The organism is Kribbella soli (assembly GCF_004331345.1).
Lineage (GTDB): Bacteria > Actinomycetota > Actinomycetes > Propionibacteriales > Kribbellaceae > Kribbella > Kribbella soli.
Window position 1 is genome coordinate 452,313 of sequence record NZ_SJJZ01000004.1, and the last position, 15,684, is coordinate 467,996.

16 protein-coding genes are annotated in these 15,684 nt (G+C 67.7%); 3 read left to right on the forward strand and 13 right to left on the reverse strand.

Features of this window, described 5'->3' with window-relative positions:
- Positions 1-5 precede the first annotated feature (5 nt).
- Positions 6-461, forward strand: coding sequence for a GNAT family N-acetyltransferase (locus E0H45_RS32980; RefSeq protein WP_131344719.1), 456 nt, complete (start codon positions 6-8; stop codon positions 459-461).
- Here the strand turns inward: E0H45_RS32980 and E0H45_RS32985 are convergent.
- The 5 genes from E0H45_RS32985 to E0H45_RS33005 form a co-directional block, all read right to left on the reverse strand.
- The gene (locus E0H45_RS32985; protein WP_131344721.1) at positions 454-1,395 is read right to left on the reverse strand and encodes a neutral zinc metallopeptidase; all 942 of its coding nucleotides are present in this window, start codon (positions 1,393-1,395) and stop codon (positions 454-456) included. The genes E0H45_RS32980 and E0H45_RS32985 overlap by 8 nt on opposite strands.
- A 1-nt stretch (position 1,396) precedes the next feature.
- A complete protein-coding gene (locus E0H45_RS32990; RefSeq protein ID WP_165546678.1) occupies positions 1,397-2,140 on the reverse strand; it encodes a neutral zinc metallopeptidase in 744 nt (247 codons plus the stop codon).
- A 202-nt stretch (positions 2,141-2,342) separates the two neighbouring features.
- Positions 2,343-3,617 (reverse strand): neutral zinc metallopeptidase, encoded by a 1,275-nt coding sequence (locus tag E0H45_RS32995; protein WP_131344725.1) that lies wholly within the window; start codon positions 3,615-3,617, stop codon positions 2,343-2,345.
- A gap of 19 nt (positions 3,618-3,636) precedes the next feature.
- A complete protein-coding gene (locus tag E0H45_RS33000) occupies positions 3,637-4,839 on the reverse strand; it encodes a neutral zinc metallopeptidase (protein WP_131345907.1) in 1,203 nt (400 codons plus the stop codon).
- A 183-nt stretch (positions 4,840-5,022) separates the two neighbouring features.
- Positions 5,023-5,814 (reverse strand): class I SAM-dependent methyltransferase, encoded by a 792-nt coding sequence (locus tag E0H45_RS33005; RefSeq protein ID WP_131344727.1) that lies wholly within the window; start codon positions 5,812-5,814, stop codon positions 5,023-5,025.
- A gap of 63 nt (positions 5,815-5,877) precedes the next feature.
- Here E0H45_RS33005 and E0H45_RS33010 point away from each other — a divergent pair, with 63 nt between their 5' ends.
- Both E0H45_RS33010 and E0H45_RS33015 read left to right on the forward strand, forming a co-directional pair.
- Positions 5,878-6,606 (forward strand): SAM-dependent methyltransferase, encoded by a 729-nt coding sequence (locus E0H45_RS33010; RefSeq protein WP_238155469.1) that lies wholly within the window; start codon positions 5,878-5,880, stop codon positions 6,604-6,606.
- Between the two features lie 21 nt (positions 6,607-6,627).
- Positions 6,628-7,050: a hypothetical protein gene (locus E0H45_RS33015; RefSeq protein ID WP_131344729.1), complete on the forward strand. Its 423-nt coding sequence runs from the start codon at positions 6,628-6,630 to the stop codon at positions 7,048-7,050.
- Between the two features lie 84 nt (positions 7,051-7,134).
- Here the strand turns inward: E0H45_RS33015 and E0H45_RS33020 are convergent, their stop codons facing one another.
- The 8 genes from E0H45_RS33020 to E0H45_RS33060 all read right to left on the reverse strand — a co-directional run bounded on the left by E0H45_RS33020 (position 7,135) and on the right by E0H45_RS33060 (position 15,393).
- On the reverse strand, positions 7,135-7,623 hold the full coding sequence (locus tag E0H45_RS33020; protein ID WP_131345913.1) for a class E sortase: 489 nt from the start codon (positions 7,621-7,623) through the stop codon (positions 7,135-7,137).
- Positions 7,624-8,068: 445 nt separating this feature from the next.
- Positions 8,069-8,593 carry an MOSC domain-containing protein gene (locus E0H45_RS33030; RefSeq protein WP_131344731.1) on the reverse strand — a complete coding sequence of 175 codons (525 nt, stop codon included), beginning with the start codon at positions 8,591-8,593 and terminating at the stop codon, positions 8,069-8,071.
- A gap of 2 nt (positions 8,594-8,595) precedes the next feature.
- Positions 8,596-9,363 carry an aminoglycoside 3'-phosphotransferase gene (locus E0H45_RS33035; RefSeq protein WP_131344733.1) on the reverse strand — a complete coding sequence of 256 codons (768 nt, stop codon included), beginning with the start codon at positions 9,361-9,363 and terminating at the stop codon, positions 8,596-8,598.
- Positions 9,344-10,816, reverse strand: coding sequence for an arylsulfatase (locus E0H45_RS33040; RefSeq protein ID WP_131344735.1), 1,473 nt, complete (start codon positions 10,814-10,816; stop codon positions 9,344-9,346). Before E0H45_RS33040 ends, E0H45_RS33035 begins: the two co-directional genes overlap by 20 nt.
- A gap of 115 nt (positions 10,817-10,931) precedes the next feature.
- Positions 10,932-11,924 carry a LacI family DNA-binding transcriptional regulator gene (locus E0H45_RS33045; protein WP_202872640.1) on the reverse strand — a complete coding sequence of 331 codons (993 nt, stop codon included), beginning with the start codon at positions 11,922-11,924 and terminating at the stop codon, positions 10,932-10,934.
- A gap of 17 nt (positions 11,925-11,941) precedes the next feature.
- Positions 11,942-12,817 carry a carbohydrate ABC transporter permease gene (locus E0H45_RS33050; protein WP_131344737.1) on the reverse strand — a complete coding sequence of 292 codons (876 nt, stop codon included), beginning with the start codon at positions 12,815-12,817 and terminating at the stop codon, positions 11,942-11,944.
- On the reverse strand, positions 12,814-13,767 hold the full coding sequence (locus tag E0H45_RS33055; RefSeq protein ID WP_238155470.1) for an ABC transporter permease: 954 nt from the start codon (positions 13,765-13,767) through the stop codon (positions 12,814-12,816). The genes E0H45_RS33050 and E0H45_RS33055 overlap by 4 nt, the downstream gene beginning before the upstream one ends.
- Positions 13,768-13,770: 3 nt before the next feature.
- Positions 13,771-15,393: a type 2 periplasmic-binding domain-containing protein gene (locus E0H45_RS33060; protein ID WP_131344739.1), complete on the reverse strand. Its 1,623-nt coding sequence runs from the start codon at positions 15,391-15,393 to the stop codon at positions 13,771-13,773.
- Between the last annotated feature and the right edge of the window lie 291 nt (positions 15,394-15,684).

Below are 15,684 nucleotides of genomic sequence, written 5' to 3' on the forward strand. Positions count from 1 at the left end.
TACCTATGAACGATGTCGTGATCCGCCGCGCCACCGCTTCCGACGTTGCCGCGATCGTCGCGATGATCGCCGACGACCAACTCGGCGCCACCCGCGAGTCGCTCGACGACCTGACGCCGTACCTGGCGGCGTTCGAGCAGATCGATGCCGATCCCAACCAACTGCTGGTAGTTGCTGATCGCAACGACGATGTGATCGGCACGCTCCAGCTCACGATCATCCCCGGCCTGTCCCGCCGCGGCTCCACCCGCGGCCTGATCGAGGCCGTCCGCGTCGCTGCCCCCGCCCGCGGCTGCGGCCTCGGCAGCACTCTCGTCCGCTGGGCCGTCGAAGAATCCCGCATTCGCGGCTGCACCCTGGTCCAACTCACCTCGGACAAATCCCGCACCGAAGCCCACCGCTTCTACACCAACCTGGGCTTCACCAACTCCCACGAAGGCTTCAAACTCAAGTTCAGCTGACCCGATCCGAGGACGCCGACCAGGTGTTGCAGGCAGCCGGGGATTTGGCCTTGAAAGCGGCCGCGGCCCACGCGGAGCTGCTCTCGCGCGATCCGTGGTCCCGCGGGGGCGACGCCGGGTCGTCACCGGAGGACGCAGCCCACAGGTAGGAACTGAACCGGTCGCCGTACAGGTCGAGAGACGTCTGGTTGGCGCCGAAGAAGGCCGCACCGAAGCAGGACGCCTGCAGTTCGAGGCGGCGCGACGGCTCGAGGACGGCGGCGCCGGTGATCTCTCCCCATCGATCGTCGTAGTACGTCGAGATCCCGACGAGCTGCTGTACGTGGTGCCCGAACTCGTGCGCCATCGTGAACTCGAGGTACACCTGCGCGACCACGTGGTCGTACTCCTCGTCCTCGACGAGCTCGTCCCAGTCGAGATAGATCCCTGAGTCCGCCGGGCAGTAGTACCCCTCGCTCTGCTTGCCGAAGGTGCCGCACGCCGTCTTCGATCCCTGGTTGATGGCGTACACGGCCGCCGGCCGGAACTTGACACCCGCACGCGCTACCACGGGCTTCCAGGCTCGCTGGAGACAGCCAAGGATCGCGTTCATGTACTGCTGCACGGCCTTCTGCGATCGCAATGCGATATCCGGCAGCTCACATGCGACGGCCGGAACCTCTCCCGCGGAGTAGATCTTGTTGCGGACCAGGTGCTTCTGCCCCCGCACGCTGTACGTCGGAGTAGCCGGCGCCTTGCTCGGCACAACCCTCGGCTTCGGACTCGACGTCACACTCGGCTTCGGACTCGGCGTCGGTGTCGCACTCGGACTCGGGGTCGAGGTCGGGGTCGGGGTCGCGGTGGGGGTCGTCTCCGGCGCGGCGACCTGTCGAGTACAGCCGCAGGCCAACACCACGGCGACGAACACTGCCACCACACGCGCCGTACGACGCATCTCAGCTCACCCACTCCGCGGGTGCGGCCCACGTGTTGCAGACCGCCGGAGACTTGGCCGCGAAGGCATCGTCGGTCCACGAGGTGTTGCTCGCGCGCGATCCGTGGTCCCGGACACCATCCGGCTGGCCGTCGTCGCCGCGGTGCGCAGCCCGGCGGTACGCGTTGAGCCTGTCGTCATACAGGTTCAGGGATGCCTGGTTGGCGCCGAGGAACGCGGACGCGAAGCAGGACGCCTGGAGTTCCTGACGGCGCATCTGCTCGAGGCGAGTCGCGCCGGTCGTACGGTCCCATCGATCGTCGAAGTACTGCGAGATCCTGACGAGCCTCTGCACGTGGTGCCCGAACTCGTGCGCCATCAGGTACTGGATGGTGATCTGCGCCGCCACGGGGCCGGTCCCTTCATCCTCGACGAGCTGGTCCCAGTCGAGATAGATCCCCGAGTTCGCCCTGCAGTAGTACACGTAGTCCTCCTTGCGGAAGATCCCGCAGGCCGTCTTCGATCCCTGGTTGACGGCATACGTGACCGCAGGCACGAACTTGACGCCCGCACGCACGACCAGCGGCTTCCACGCCCGCTGGAGACAGTCCAGGACCGCGGTCGAGTACTGCTGCACCGCCTTCTGCGACCGCACCGCGATATCCGGCAAGCTGCATGCCACCGCCGGAACCTGTCCCGCCGAGTAGATCTTGTTGCGGAGCAGGTAGATCTCCTCCTGCGTCCGGTACGTCGGGGTCGCCCGCACCGGACTCGGCGCAACTCTCGGCGTCGGCGTCGTACTCGCGCCAGAGGACGCCGGGTCCGAGAGCGCTCCATTCGTCCACGAGCACCCACCGGCAATCGCCACAAGCAGCCCAACGACCCCAATCAGAGCTGCGCGCCGCACGATCAAGTCACTCGCTTCGCGGTGTCCACCGGCGTCTCCAGCGCAACCGTCCGCCCGGGCATCAGCTCACCTTGGCGGCGGGGGCGGTGAAGGTGTTGCAGACTTTGGGGTCGGCGGAGTTGAAGGCGGGTTCGGACCACGCCCAGTTGCTCTTCCGCGAGCCGTGGTCGCGGATCTTGTCCTCGCTGTACTCGTCGCCGGAGTGCTGCGCTTCCCACCGCCAGACCTGAAGCTTGTTGCCGGACAGGCCGAGCGACTTCTTGTTGGCGCCGAGGAAAGCCGCGCCGAAGCAGGTCGCCTGCAGCTCGCGGCGACGCGCCCATTCGAGCTTCATCGCCTTCGAGTTCGTCCAGCCCTCGCGCGAGAACGACGCCGTGATCATCTCGGTCATCTGCTGGATGTGGTGCCCGTACTCGTGCGCCATCGTGTCGAGCATCCACACCCGGGCAGCGAGCGGCTCGTCCTTGTAGTACTTGAGATCGTTCTTCCAGCTGATGTTGATGCTCTCGTCGTCGCTGCAGTAGTACGCGGTGTCCGACTCTCCGGTGCAGTCCTCCTCGGTGCCGACCTGGCTGGTCTGCAGCTTCAGCTTCGGCGGCCGGAAGTCGTAACCGGCCTTCGTCACCAGCGGCCCCCACGCGTTGTTCAGGCACGGCAGAAGTGCCTGGTAGTAGCGCAGGATCGCCGACTGCGAGTTCGGTTTGATCGCCGGCTCCTTGCAGCTGACCGCTACGACCTTTCCGGACGTATAGATCTTGTTCTGCTGGAGCCGGACCATGTCCGGGACTCCCTGGACGGTCTTGGTGACCGTGGGGTTGGGTGGGACGGGGAGCGGGGTCTGGGACTTCTTCACCGACGGTTGGGCGAGGGGGTTCTTCACGTTGCCGTAGGAGTCGACCAGGCGGAAGCCGGCGATGGTGGCGCCGGTGAGCATCAGGATGACGAGGATCGACAGGCCGACGACGATCGGCCGGGAGTACTGGCGTGGCGGGGCGGCCGGTGGTGGTTCGGTGGTGAACTGGGCGCCGGAGCGGGACGGGTTCGAGTGCCAGCCGGTCGGGCGGGGGCCGCCGACGCGGCGGGTGCCGGTCAGCGGCGTGAGCGGTACGCCGGTCTGCGGCGCGACGGGCGGGCCGCTGTACTCGCTCGTCGTACCCGGTTCGGTCGGCAGCGGACGCGCCTTGCGACGCATCGGGGTGTCGCCGAGCGACACCGAGCGAGCCGGTCCGAGCCCGCCTGGCTGCGCGCTCTTCAGGGTCAGCGGACGGGTGCCGGCCGCTGGTTCACCGGACGCGAAGTGCCCGGGCCCCGGCACACCTTCCTCGGAGTCAGGCATCGATCGTTCCCATCTTCGCTCAGCTGACCTTGGCGGATGCTGCGACGAAAGTGTTGCAGGCTCCGGGGTTGGTTGTCGCCAGGCCCTGGTTCATCCACAGCGCGAGGCTCTTGCTGGAGCCGTGGTCGCGGACCTTGTCCTTGGTGAACTCGTCGCCGCGGCGACTGATCAGTCCGTTCCACTGCCGGAGCAGTTCGCCGCGCAACGGGAAGCTCGCCCTGGCCGCGCCGAAGAACACCGCACCGAAGCAGTACGCCTGCAGCGCGGCGCGCCGGTTCATCTCCAGCTGCGCGGTCTTGCTCGCCGCGGTGTCGGCGAGGTTGTCGGAGGCGTCGGCTATCCCGGTCAGGTTCTGCACGTGTACGCCGTACACGAAGCCGAAGGACTGGGCCATCTCCGCGCGCACCTCGGCCTTGTTCTTCGGGTAGTCCTCGACGGTCGTCTGCCACGGCATCGTCGCGCTGCCGCCGTGCTCGTCCTGGCAGTACAGGGCGAGGTCGTGCTGTACGCCGCACGCGGTCTCGTCACCGTCGGCGAAGATGACCAGGTTCGGCGATCGGAACTCGAAACCGGCCTTGGTGACGATCGGTTCCCAGGCCTTGTCCATACATGCGGTCAGCGCCTGATAGTACGAGCGGACGTTCTCCATGGACGTCGGCCGGAACGCGGGTTCCGGGCACTTCGCCGCGGCGAGCGCGCCGGCGGCGTAGATCGCGTTCTTGCCGACGACGTCGGTGTCCGGGGTGCCCTTGCCGACGGGTGGCTTGGTCGTCGGCGCGCCGCCGCTCGGCTTCGTGGTCGGCGGAATCGGGTTCACCGAGAAGTCCGGAGACGAGATCACCTTGACCGCGAACGTCGCGCCGCCGCCGAGGAACAGCAGCACCGCGGCGACCATCAGCGCGATGAGGCCCTTGGACCGCTTCTTCGGCACGAACGGCACCGGCTCCGGGTGATACACCTGCCGGTACGCCACAGAGGCGCGATCCTCGGCCGGCGGCGGGCCGAGGCGGCCGCCGGAAGGCGTCGTACGGCGGGAGTCGATCCGGGACCCGCTCAACTGCGGCGGCGTCGGCGGCGCGTCCCCGCTGAGCCGCGGCGTGGGTGCCGCCAACGGTGCCCCCAACGGTGCCGAAGTCCCTTGTTTCCGGTCGTCGTTCGAGATCTGGTCACCGTCGCCGCCCGGCAGGAAGTGCCCAGGCTTGGGTGCCGGCTTGTCCGCCATAACTTCCCGCTTCTCCCCAGTACCGGTCACCGCCGGTCCCACCCCGATGCATCAGAAGGGCCGGAACACCCCCAGTGCCGGCCGCCGCATGATATTACGGCCTGGACCACCATCCCGGGAACCGGATTGCAGCTATTGACATCATTCCGCGACCGCCCGCCACTGGGCAGCTACCCAGCGCATTTACTCGGCTACGCGGCCGTGGGCGAGGAAGTGCGGGCTGGCGGCCCGAAGGTTGGGGTCGGATTCGACATGGCGGGCGAAGAGGACGGCGGAGGGGAGGAGGGCTTCGACGGTCTCCGGGGCGGCGTTCTGGAGGACGTTGCTGGCGGGGCCCTCGACCCCGAGGACCTCCACGTCGGCGAGACCGGCTGTGGTGAGTTCGGTGGCGAGTTCGGCGGCGTGGTGAAAATAGGCGACGGTGAACCCGCCGGAGCCGTCGATGCTGCCGGACGCGAAGGCGTCGAGGAACAGGTGCAGGTTCTCGTCGGTGAGGGTTCCGTTGCTGCCGGCCTCAAGCAGGCCGCCGTACCGATTGATGCCCGCGGCGACCACCAGCCCACCGGGCCGCGTCACCCGTACCGCTTCCGCCAATGCCCGCGCACGATCCGCGGCATCGACCAGGTGGTAGAGCGGCCCGAGCAGCAGCGTCACGTCAACGCTCGCGTCCGCGTGCCGGAGCGCCCGCGCATCGCCCTCCTCCGCCGCGAAGGTCCCGATCGTCGCCGCCTGCTTCACATGCTCCGGAACCGGATCGACCAGCGTGACCCGATGCCCGTCCGCCGCAAGCCATCGCGCGTGGACGCCGGTCGCACCACCGACATCCAGTACGTCGGACGTGGGCGGCAGCCAGCGCCGCAGCAACTCCTGGGTACGCAGGAACTCGAGCCGGCCGTGCCCGCGGACGACCAGCCGATCGTCCTCGACGTACCGGTCCCGATAGAAGGAGCGAATCACCGGATCAAGTTCAGTCATGCATCCACTCTGCCCGCCGAAAATGCCAGGCACATCCCGTTTTGATCTCGCTACCCTGTGCCAGTGGCAGACCTGAAGCACGACGACTATCCGCGGTCCAACAAGTACGACGCGGACTGGCTCCTGGCCCGGGACATGGGCCCGAATCCCCTGTGGATGCTGGAAGATCTCGCCAGCGACCTCGACCTGAAACCCGGCATGCGCGTACTCGACCTGGGATCCGGCAAGGGCGCCACGTCCGTCTTCCTGGCGAAGGAGTACGGCGTGCAGGTCTGGACCGCCGACCTGTGGATAGATCCGACCGAGGCCGCCGCCCACATCGACTCCCCGGACGTCGTGACGCTGAAGGCGGAGGCGCATGCCCTGCCGTTCGCCGCGGGGTTCTTCGACGCGATCATCTGCATCGACGCCTACGAATACTTCGGCACCGCGGACGGCTATCTCGCCTACATCACCAGCTTCCTCAAGCCGGGTGGGCAGCTGGGCGTCGCGACGCCCGCCATGCGGCGCGAGATCCGCGAGCTCGGCCACATCCCGGAGCACATCAAGAAGATGGTCGGCTGGGAGGCGCTCGCCTGGCATACCGCGGACTGGTGGCGGTTCCAGTGGGAGATCACCGAGCTCGTCGACGTCACCGCCGCGCGCCTGCAGGAGAACGGCTGGGCCGACTGGATCAAGTGGTCCCGAGCGGTCTCCGAGTACCGCGGCGAACGCGACGACGCCCTCGACATGCTCGAGGCCGACAACGGCCAATACCTGACCTTCGCCATCCTCGCCGCCCGCAAGCACTGACCCGCCTGGCATGCTGGGGGCATGAGCTGGGCTGTTTACGCAATGCGCGGGCCAGGAGGCGTACGTCGCCTCGACGACATTCCGGTCGACTACGAGCCGCCGGCCGTCGGTCTGGCGACCGACGTGGTGGCCAAGGTCCGGGAAGTGGTGCCGGACGTGGACACGAGCAAACCGTCCTGGCTGGCGCTGCGAAGTCCGGAGTACGACGTCGAGATGACGATCGGCAAGGGCGTCGAGGTCCGCGACATCACCTTCTACCTGAACGACGGCCCGCGGTCGATCCCGATCGTGATGGAGATCAGCCGCCAACTCGGCGTCACGCCGTACGACACCGAATCCGGCAACTTCCTCACCGAGGAGTCCCGGCCCCCGGTCCCGCCGCCGATGGAGCCCGATGAGATCAAGATGAACAAGCCCAAATGGTGGAAGTTCGGCCGCAAGTAGCCAGAGAACACGCGCTGGTGGCAGGGCACAGGCAATAACCTGTCTCACGCCCCCGGTGCCTGTTCCCACCCCCGGCCGGCGGTGTTAGCGGGTGGTGACCAGGGTGCCGATCTTGTTGATGCGGTGTTCGGGGTTGCCCAGTTCGTCGTGCCAGTAGTTGCCGGCTGCGTGGTCCTCGGGGGTGGAGCAGGTGGAGATGGTGAGCATCGGCTGGGTCGGCTTCGCGCCGGGGTTGCCGGGGACGGCGGCGTTCTGCTGGGCCTTCTCGGCGGGCTTTCGGAAGGAGATCGTCATCGTCCGGGTGATCACGTAGTCGTACACCGTTCCGCCGGCACTGATCAGGACGTGGTCTCCGTTCTTCAGCTCCGGTGCTCGCTCCAGCGGTCGTCCGTGGCTGACGCGGTGGCCGGTGATGATGAAGTTCCCGATCTCGCCGGGTCCGACGCCGCCGGCACGTCCGCGTGGGCTGGCGGCGACACCGCGGTCCTGGATCTTGGTGCCCGGCCGGTCGTCGGCGGTGCCGGTGTAGGCGACGACCCGCAGGTTCCGCACGCCGATCGCGGGAATCGACATGCTCACCGGCCCGGACACAGTGGGCGTCGGGCGGGGCGAAGGCACGGCTGTCGCGCTCGGCGGTCGCGCCGGCGAGGGGGTCGGGGCGGTCGTGGACGAGGAGGTCGCGGCGGGTCCTGTGGGCGGGGTCGAGCGTGTGGCCGGGTTGGATGGCAGGACTGAGTCGCCGGTCGGAGCCGTGTCGCTGCATCCGGCCAGCGCCGTCAACACGACGAGCGCACCTACCAGCCTCACACCACGACGGTAGGTGCCCAGACCGAAAGCCGCGCGAAATCCCGGCCTCGGCCCGAGCACTCACCCGCCGGCGAATCTGCAGCTCGACAGGTAGAGCACCAGCGAGACGCTGTACGCAGGAACCCGATCACGCTCAGGTGCACTACCCACCCGACCGGCACCTCCTGTCCTCCTGGCCCGAACCGCGCCCCATCGGCCAACTGAGGCGAGCTCAGTCCAGGAGGGTCAGTTCGGTCGGGCCGAGGTGGAGTACGCCGGAGGTCAGTGGGGTTGCGCGGATGCCGCCGTGTCCGCGCAGCGCCTGCATCGCGCCGGGTGCGAGGACCTCGTCCATCCACGCGCACGGGTTGGCCGGGCGGTTCGCCTGGAAGGTGATCGAACCCAAGGTGAAGCGACGGCCGGGAACGCGGGTGCCGTCGGCGGCGCGGTGGGCGGCGAGTTCGTCGATCGGGAAGCCGCGCAGGGTGATGTTGCGCCGGGTGAGGTGCGGGTCAAGAGGCGCGTCGAGGTTGAGGACGCGTTCGACCTCGTCGAGTGAGGCTGCGTCGATGAGGGTCACGGCGGCGTTCTTGTGGATCGCTTGGGCGTAGTAGCGGTCGCCGACGATACCGAGGTCGGCGCGGACCTCGATCTCGGTGCGCGCGACCGGTTCGGGGTCGGGACGCGGGCCGTCCTGCGGGCGTCCTTCGAAGGCGTGTTCGCGGGAGACGACCAGGGCGACGAGCTCGACTCTCATGGTCAGCCCCAGGTGAGCGGGTCGAGGAGGCGGAAGAAGTACAGGCGGCGCGGGTCCGGATCCGGTACGCCGTACGCCTCGTGGAACGGTGCCGGGTCGGCGGACCACTCGTCGTGGAACTGGATCGTGGTGAGGGCGAGGTCGGAGTACCGGTCGGCGATCCCGAGGCGCCCGAGGTCGATGAGGCCGGTGACTTCGAGGGTCTCGGGGTCGAAGAACACGTTCGGCAGGCAGGCGTCGCCGTGACAGACGACGGGCTCCAGGACGCTCTCGATATAGGGGCGCTCAGCAAGCACTTGGTCGAGCAGCTCGGTCGGTTGCAGCCGGCGCCATTCGTCGGTGAGGAACGCCGGGTTCACAGCACCACGCCGTACGACGTCGGTCGCCGTCGCGATCACGTCCGCCAGCGGCCGCTCGAACGGGCAGTCGGTCAGCGAATGCAGGTCGCGAAGGGTCGCCCCGAGGTTCCGCATGGCACGATCGTGCGATGCGGGCGGGAGGGTGTCCCCGGGAACCCCCGGCACCGCAGAGGTCACCAAACACGCACCACCCGAGGACGACCCGGGACCGTCAGGCTCGAGCCAGTCCACCACCGTCGCGCCGGGGAAACCCGTTCCAGCGAGCCAGCGGATGCGGTCGCGTTCGGCGGCCAGGTCGGCGACGCCGGACGGGTCGCAGCACTTGGCGAACGTGTCACCCCGACGATAGACGGACGTGTCGGACTCGCCGATGTCGACCGGCTCCCAGTCCTCAGCCGGCGGCGCGTGCAACGCGTTCCCTGGTGTGGTTGAGGATCGCGGTCACCGGACGCCCGGTCACCAGCTTGCCGTCGGCAACAAACCCTTCCTCGCGCCCGGTCAGGTCCTGGATCAACCGCGACCGCCACAACTCCCGAAGCTCAGGCTCGGCCTTCACCAGGTTCCGCAACTCCCCCGGATCCTCGACGAGATCAAAGAGCTGCTCCACGCCAAGCGAAGAACCCCAGACGTACTTGATCTTCCCGTCCGTCACCCACTGGATCGACTGCCCGAAGTGCAGGTGCTCGCCGTGCAACCACTCCCGCACCGGCACCGACTCCCCGCGCAGGAACGGCGCCAGCGACACACCGTCCACCGACGACGGGATCGGCACCCCGGCGAGATCCAGCAACGTCGGCATCACGTCCCGCAACTCGACCACCTGATCCACAACCTCGCCGCGAACAGCATCACCAGCCGCAGCACGGTCCGCGACGATGAACGGCACCCGGGCCGACCCCTCGTACGGCACCGACTTCCGGAACATCCGATGGTCGCCCATCATCTCGCCGTGGTCGGACGTGAACGCGATGATCGTGTCGTCGTACACCCCGAAATCGACCAGCGCCTCACGGATCCGGTTGATCTGCAGGTCGATCTGCGCCATCAGCCCGTAGTACCCGGCCCGCGCGCGATGCACGACGCGGTCCGGCAGGTCCCCGATCGCCGCCTGGTAGTCCCCGTCCCGCCGGAACTCGTCCCAGTCGTCCTCCCAGTCACCCAGACGACGTTCGTACGGCGGCAACGCGTTGTACTGGTCGTACGCCCACGCCGGCGGGTCGTACGGCGGATGGGGCCGATGGAACGAGAGGTACAAGAAGAACGGTCGCGTCGGATCCCGTCGGTACAGCCAGTCGATCGTCTGCGTGCCGATCCAGTGCGTCGGATGCAACTCCTCCGCCTTGTCCCACGGACGCGCGACGACCGAGTTGCAGTTCACCCCGTGGTCGAAGTACTCCGCATCCGGGGACACCCCCGGCTGCCGCCGCAGCCACGGCACATAGTCGTCGAAGAACCCGAACTGCTGCCGGTAGGAACGCCGCGAGTGGTGCAGGAACCCGTCGTGCAGGATCACGTCGTCGAACCCGAGCCGCGCCCGCTCCGGCCACACGTGCATCTTCCCGATCGCCTGCGTGTGGTAGCCAGCGCGCCGGAACTCGCCCTGCACCGTCACCGGATGCGCGGTGTCGAACGGTACGCCGTCCGTGTACCCGACGCGCCCGTGCCGCTCCTGCGACTGCCCGGTGAACAACGCCACCCGGGCCGGCACACACGTCGGCGTCGCGGAGTACCCGCGGCTGAACCGCACCCCGTTCCGCGCCAGCTCGTCCAGATGCGGAGTCTCGACGTACGGATGGCCGGCGCACGACATCGCGTCACCCCGCCACTCGTCGACACAGATCAGTACGACGTTGGGTCCGGTCATGGGGCCTCCCGGCCTGGACTGAGGAGTGGAGGGAGCGAAGCGACCGGAACGACGAGGGAAGGCCGGGAGTCACAGCCCCATGACCCGCCGCGACGGAGTCGCGGCATGTGCACTGTCAAGAAGACTCCCGGACGATCAGTTGCCAGGGGAAGTCGAACACCTCGCCGGGTGTGCCCTCCCGGTCGGTCAGTCTGCCCACGATGATCCGGGCGAGCGCCTCGTTGAACCCGACCGGTCCGACGGTGGACAGCGACGGGTCCAGGTGCTCGCCTTCGGGCGTGTTCCCGACCCCCACGATCGCCAGATCCCCCGGTACGTCGATGCGCAGCCGGTGGGCCGCCCGGACGGCGGCGATCGCGGCGAAGTCGGTGGTGCAGTAGAGCGCGGTCGGCCGATCGGGCTTCGACAGCAGCGCCATCGCGGCTCGGTAGGCGCCCTCCGGGTGCTGCTCGAAGACCTCGATCTGGTCGCTGCTGATCGGCTTGCCGGCGGCGCGCAACGTGTTGACGTACGCGTCGAAGCGGGCGAACCCCGTCGTCCGCGAGGTGAGCGCGCCGACCCGGTCGTGGTGCTCCAGCAGGTGCTCCACGGCGAGGTGGCAGCGCGGCTCGGCGCCGGACCGGATCACGTCGAAGCCCTGCGGCTCCAGGGTTTCGCTGAACGCGACGATCTGCACGCCCTGCGCCGCGAACGCCTCCAGCTCGGCGATCTGTTCCGGGTCCGGTTTGATGCTGTCGATGAAGATCACGTCCGGCGTCCGGTTGGCGAGCACGGTCCGCCAGTCGCCGTCCGCGACGATCAGCGCGGTCTTTCCGAGCGGGCTCACCGCCGTACTGACCGCGGCCGCGACCGCCTGCGACCACGGGTCCGCGAGCACGTTCAGGGACAGCAGGACGAGGTCCGACTTGCCGGTCCGGATCGCGCGGGCCGCGTCGTTGCGCCGATACCCCAGGCGCGACGCGGCCTCGCGGACCCGGTCCGCGGTCGAGTCCTTGATCGTGTGGCTGCGATGCCGTCCGGACAGCACGTAGGACACGGTCGCGACCGAGACACCAGCCTCCTTCGCCACCATCCGCAGCGTCGGCCGCTCTGCCAAAGGTGAGGACATATATCGATTCTTGCAGATCAGCCTTTGACCGCACCGGTAATAACGCCCTTGGTGAAGTGCCGTTGGAGGAACGGGTACACCATGGCGATCGGCACCAGCGCGACCACGACGACGGCCATCTGCAGTGATTGGGGTTGCGGCGGCGGATGGACTCCGAGCTGGTCGGCGGACAGCGACTTGCCCTGCAGCACGTAGGTCCGCAGGATCACCTGGACCGGCCATTTCGACGTGTCGTTCAGGTACAGCAACGCGTTGAAGAACGCGTTCCAGAACCCGACCGCGTAGAACAGCCCGACGACCGCGATCACCGCCTTCGACAGCGGCATGATGATCCGGCGCAGGATGGTGAAGTCGCTCGCGCCGTCGATCCGGGCACTCTCCAGCAACTCGCCCGGCACGTTCATGAAGAACGTGCGCAGAACGACGAAGTTGAAGGCCCCCAGCGCGCCCGGCAGGATCAACGACCACAGGCTGTCGAGCAGCCCGAGCTGCTTCACCACCAGGAACATCGGGATGATGCCCGGCGCGAACAGCAACGTGAACAGCACCATCAGCAGCACCGGCCGCCCGAACAGCACCGGCCGCGACGTCGCGTACGCGAGCGCGATGGTGACGGCGAGCGCGATCGCCGTACCGACGATCGTCACGAAGACGCTGACCAGGATCGCCCGGCCCATCAGGCCGCCGCTGAACAGTGTCTGGTACGCCTTGAACGTCGGATGCGACGGCCACAGCACGTACCCGCCCGCGTCGATGATGTCCTTGTCACTGGCCAGCGACGTCGAGATCACGACCAGGATCGGTACGACGATCACCAGCGCGAACCCGCCCAGGATCAGCGCCTTGATCGCCTGGTACGCCGGCGACGGATCCTCTTTCCATATGGGTCTCATGTGCGCCTCTGGAAGATTCCCGGCTCACCGAGCCGATGAGCGAGTGAGTTGGCACCCCACAGCAGCAACGCACCGACCACGCCCTTGGCCAGCCCGGCGGCGGCCCCGCTGCTCCAGTCCCCGCCGACCACGCCGGCGTAGTACGTGAACGTGTCCAGTACTTCGGCAGCACCCGGACCGACCGAGTCGCGTTGCAGGATGAACTGCTCGAACCCGACGCTGAGGATGTCGCCGATCCGCAGGATCAGCAGGAGCACGATGACCGTCCGCAGCGACGGCAGCGTGATGTGCCACAGCCGCCGCCAGCGCCCGGCGCCGTCCGCCGCGGCCGCCTCGTAGAGCGAGACGTCCACGGTGGTCAGTGCCGCGAGGAAGATGATCATCGCCCAGCCCGCGTCCTTCCAGATCAGCTGCGCGACGACGAGCAGCGGGAAGGTGTCCGGGTTGGTCATGAACGGGATCGGGTCCAGGCCGGCCTGCCGGAGCAGGTTGTTGACGAACCCCGCCCCGCCGAGCGACTGCTGGAACAGCGTCACGACCAGCACCCAGGACAGGAAGTGCGGCAGGTACGCGATCGTCTGGAACCAGCGCCGGAACCGATTGCTGACCAGCGAGTCGACGATCAGCGCCAGCCCGATCGGCACCGGGAAGAACAGCAGCAACTGGACGGCGGCCAGCAGCAACGTGTTCCGCAACGCGTCCCAGAAGTCCGGGTTGGCATACAGGTTGACGAAGTTCTGCAGGCCGTTCCACTCGCTGTGCATGATGCCGAGGAACGGCTGGAAGTCCTGGAACGCGACCACGTTGCCGATCACCGGCAGGTAGAAGAACACCAGCAGGAAGACGACGCCGGGAATCATCAGCAGGACCATCTGCCAGTCCCGGCGCCACTTCGCCTTCAGCGGCAGGCCGTTCTTCACCTGCGCAACGGAGGAGGTTCGTTTCAGCATGTATCAGGACCCGGTGACCGGAACGCTCGACGGGAGCACCGCCGCGAACTCGTCGCGCATCTTGTCACCGCCGCCGGACTTCCAGCGCTTGAGCGCCGCGTCGTACGCATCCATCTTCTGCCGGCCGGTGACGATATCGACGATCGTGTCCCGGAACGCCGCGGTCAGCTTCGGACCGACCTTGCTCGACGTGTCGGAGTACGTGCCCGCCGTCGGGTTCCGCATCGCGAACTTCAGCAGCTGCTGCTCGGTCGCGTAGATCTTCTTGGTGTCGTCCGGGTTCGCCGGGTTGAAGATCACGCTCTCCGGGGCGTTCATGATCTGCAGCGCACTGACCAGACCCGGTGCCTGCTGCTGACCGGCCTTCGTCAGCACCGGGTTCTTCTGCGCGTCGAGCTGGTACTGCTGCCCCTCCACGCCGAAGTTCTTGACCAGGTACTCCTTGGTGCCGAACGGCGCCGACAGGTAGTCCATCAGCGCGAGCAGCTCGCGGATCCGGCCCTCGTCGGTCTTCTTGAACGGCGTGAACCCGACCGTGCCGTAGCCCATGTCGTAAACCGGCTTCGCCTTGCCGTCGTGGCCGAACGGGATCATCGTGTCCACGAACAGCGTCGGGTCCAGGTTCCGGAAGTCGGCGGTCGCCCGCGGACCGACCGTGACCTGCGCGGCGATCTGGCCGTTCACGGTCTTCGGCGTCGCGTCGGCCAGGTTGAGGTCCGGGTAGAACACCTTGGCGGCCCAGAGCTTGGCGGCGTACTCGACGGCGGCCTTGTAGTTGTCGGTCTCGTACAGGTGCGTCAGGGACCGGTCCTGGTTCACGCGCCAGCCGTTCGGAGCGCCGAACCACTCGCCGAACATGTGCAGCATGTTGATGATCGCCGGCTCGAGCGCGTAGTTCGTGCCGTTGGTGAGCTCCTTGCACTTGGCGAAGAACTCGTCCGCGGTGGCGCACTGCAGGCCGCCGACCTTCGCCCAGGTCTTCGGGTTGCCCATCATCACCTGACCGAACGGCGTCGACGGGATCGGGGCGCCCCAGATCTTCCCGTTCACCACGGCGGTCCGCCAGGAGGCCGGCTTCAGCGCGGCCAGGTTCGGGTACTCCAGGACGGCGTCGCCGGACAGGTACTTGGTCAGGTCCTGGAACTTCGCCTCGAGCATCGGGCCGATGTTCGGGATGCCCTGGTTCGGCGGCAGCCACATCAGGTCCGGCAGCGAGTCGCTGGCCAGCAGCGTGGCGAACTTCTCCGGGTAGCCCGGGTCGGTGCCGATCGTCAGGCGGAGCTCACCGCCGAGCGCGGAGTTCAGCGCCTGCCACATCGGGTTGCTGCCCATCGGCGGCGGAGGCGTCGCGAAGGTCTCGGTCAGCGCGGTGACCGCACTCTTCAGCGGCGGCGCCTTCACGCTCGCGACCGCGTCCGCCGGGAACTTCAGGAACCCGGGCTCGAGGCCGGACTCGGCCCCCGGAAAGTCCGGGTGCAGACCCTCGAAGGGCTTGTACGTCGGCAGCTTGAGCTCGCCCGACGCCTTCGCGCCCCCTCCGCCCGCTCCGCCGTCGCCACAGGCCGCCAGTGTGGAGGTGGCAATCGCCGCACCGGTCACCTGCAGGAACCGTCGCCGACTGATCATAGTTGCTCCAAGTTTCGAAGAAGTGCTCACTAACACTCACTTAAACGTTAACCCGGACCGTAAACCTGACCTGCCCCTCGATGCAAGGCGTGGACAACAAAAGAGCCGACGACCGCGGGACTCGAGAACCCGCGGCCGCCGGCCGTCGTACCACAAGCATTCCCCGTGAACCCCCAGCTGACCCCACAGCGGTGCAAGCAGTATCTGGTCGCCACTCTTCGTGGTCAACCACTGGAAAGCGTCACTCTTTCGATTGACCCGTAGCGCCTTCGGGTCATTCGTTGCAGTGAG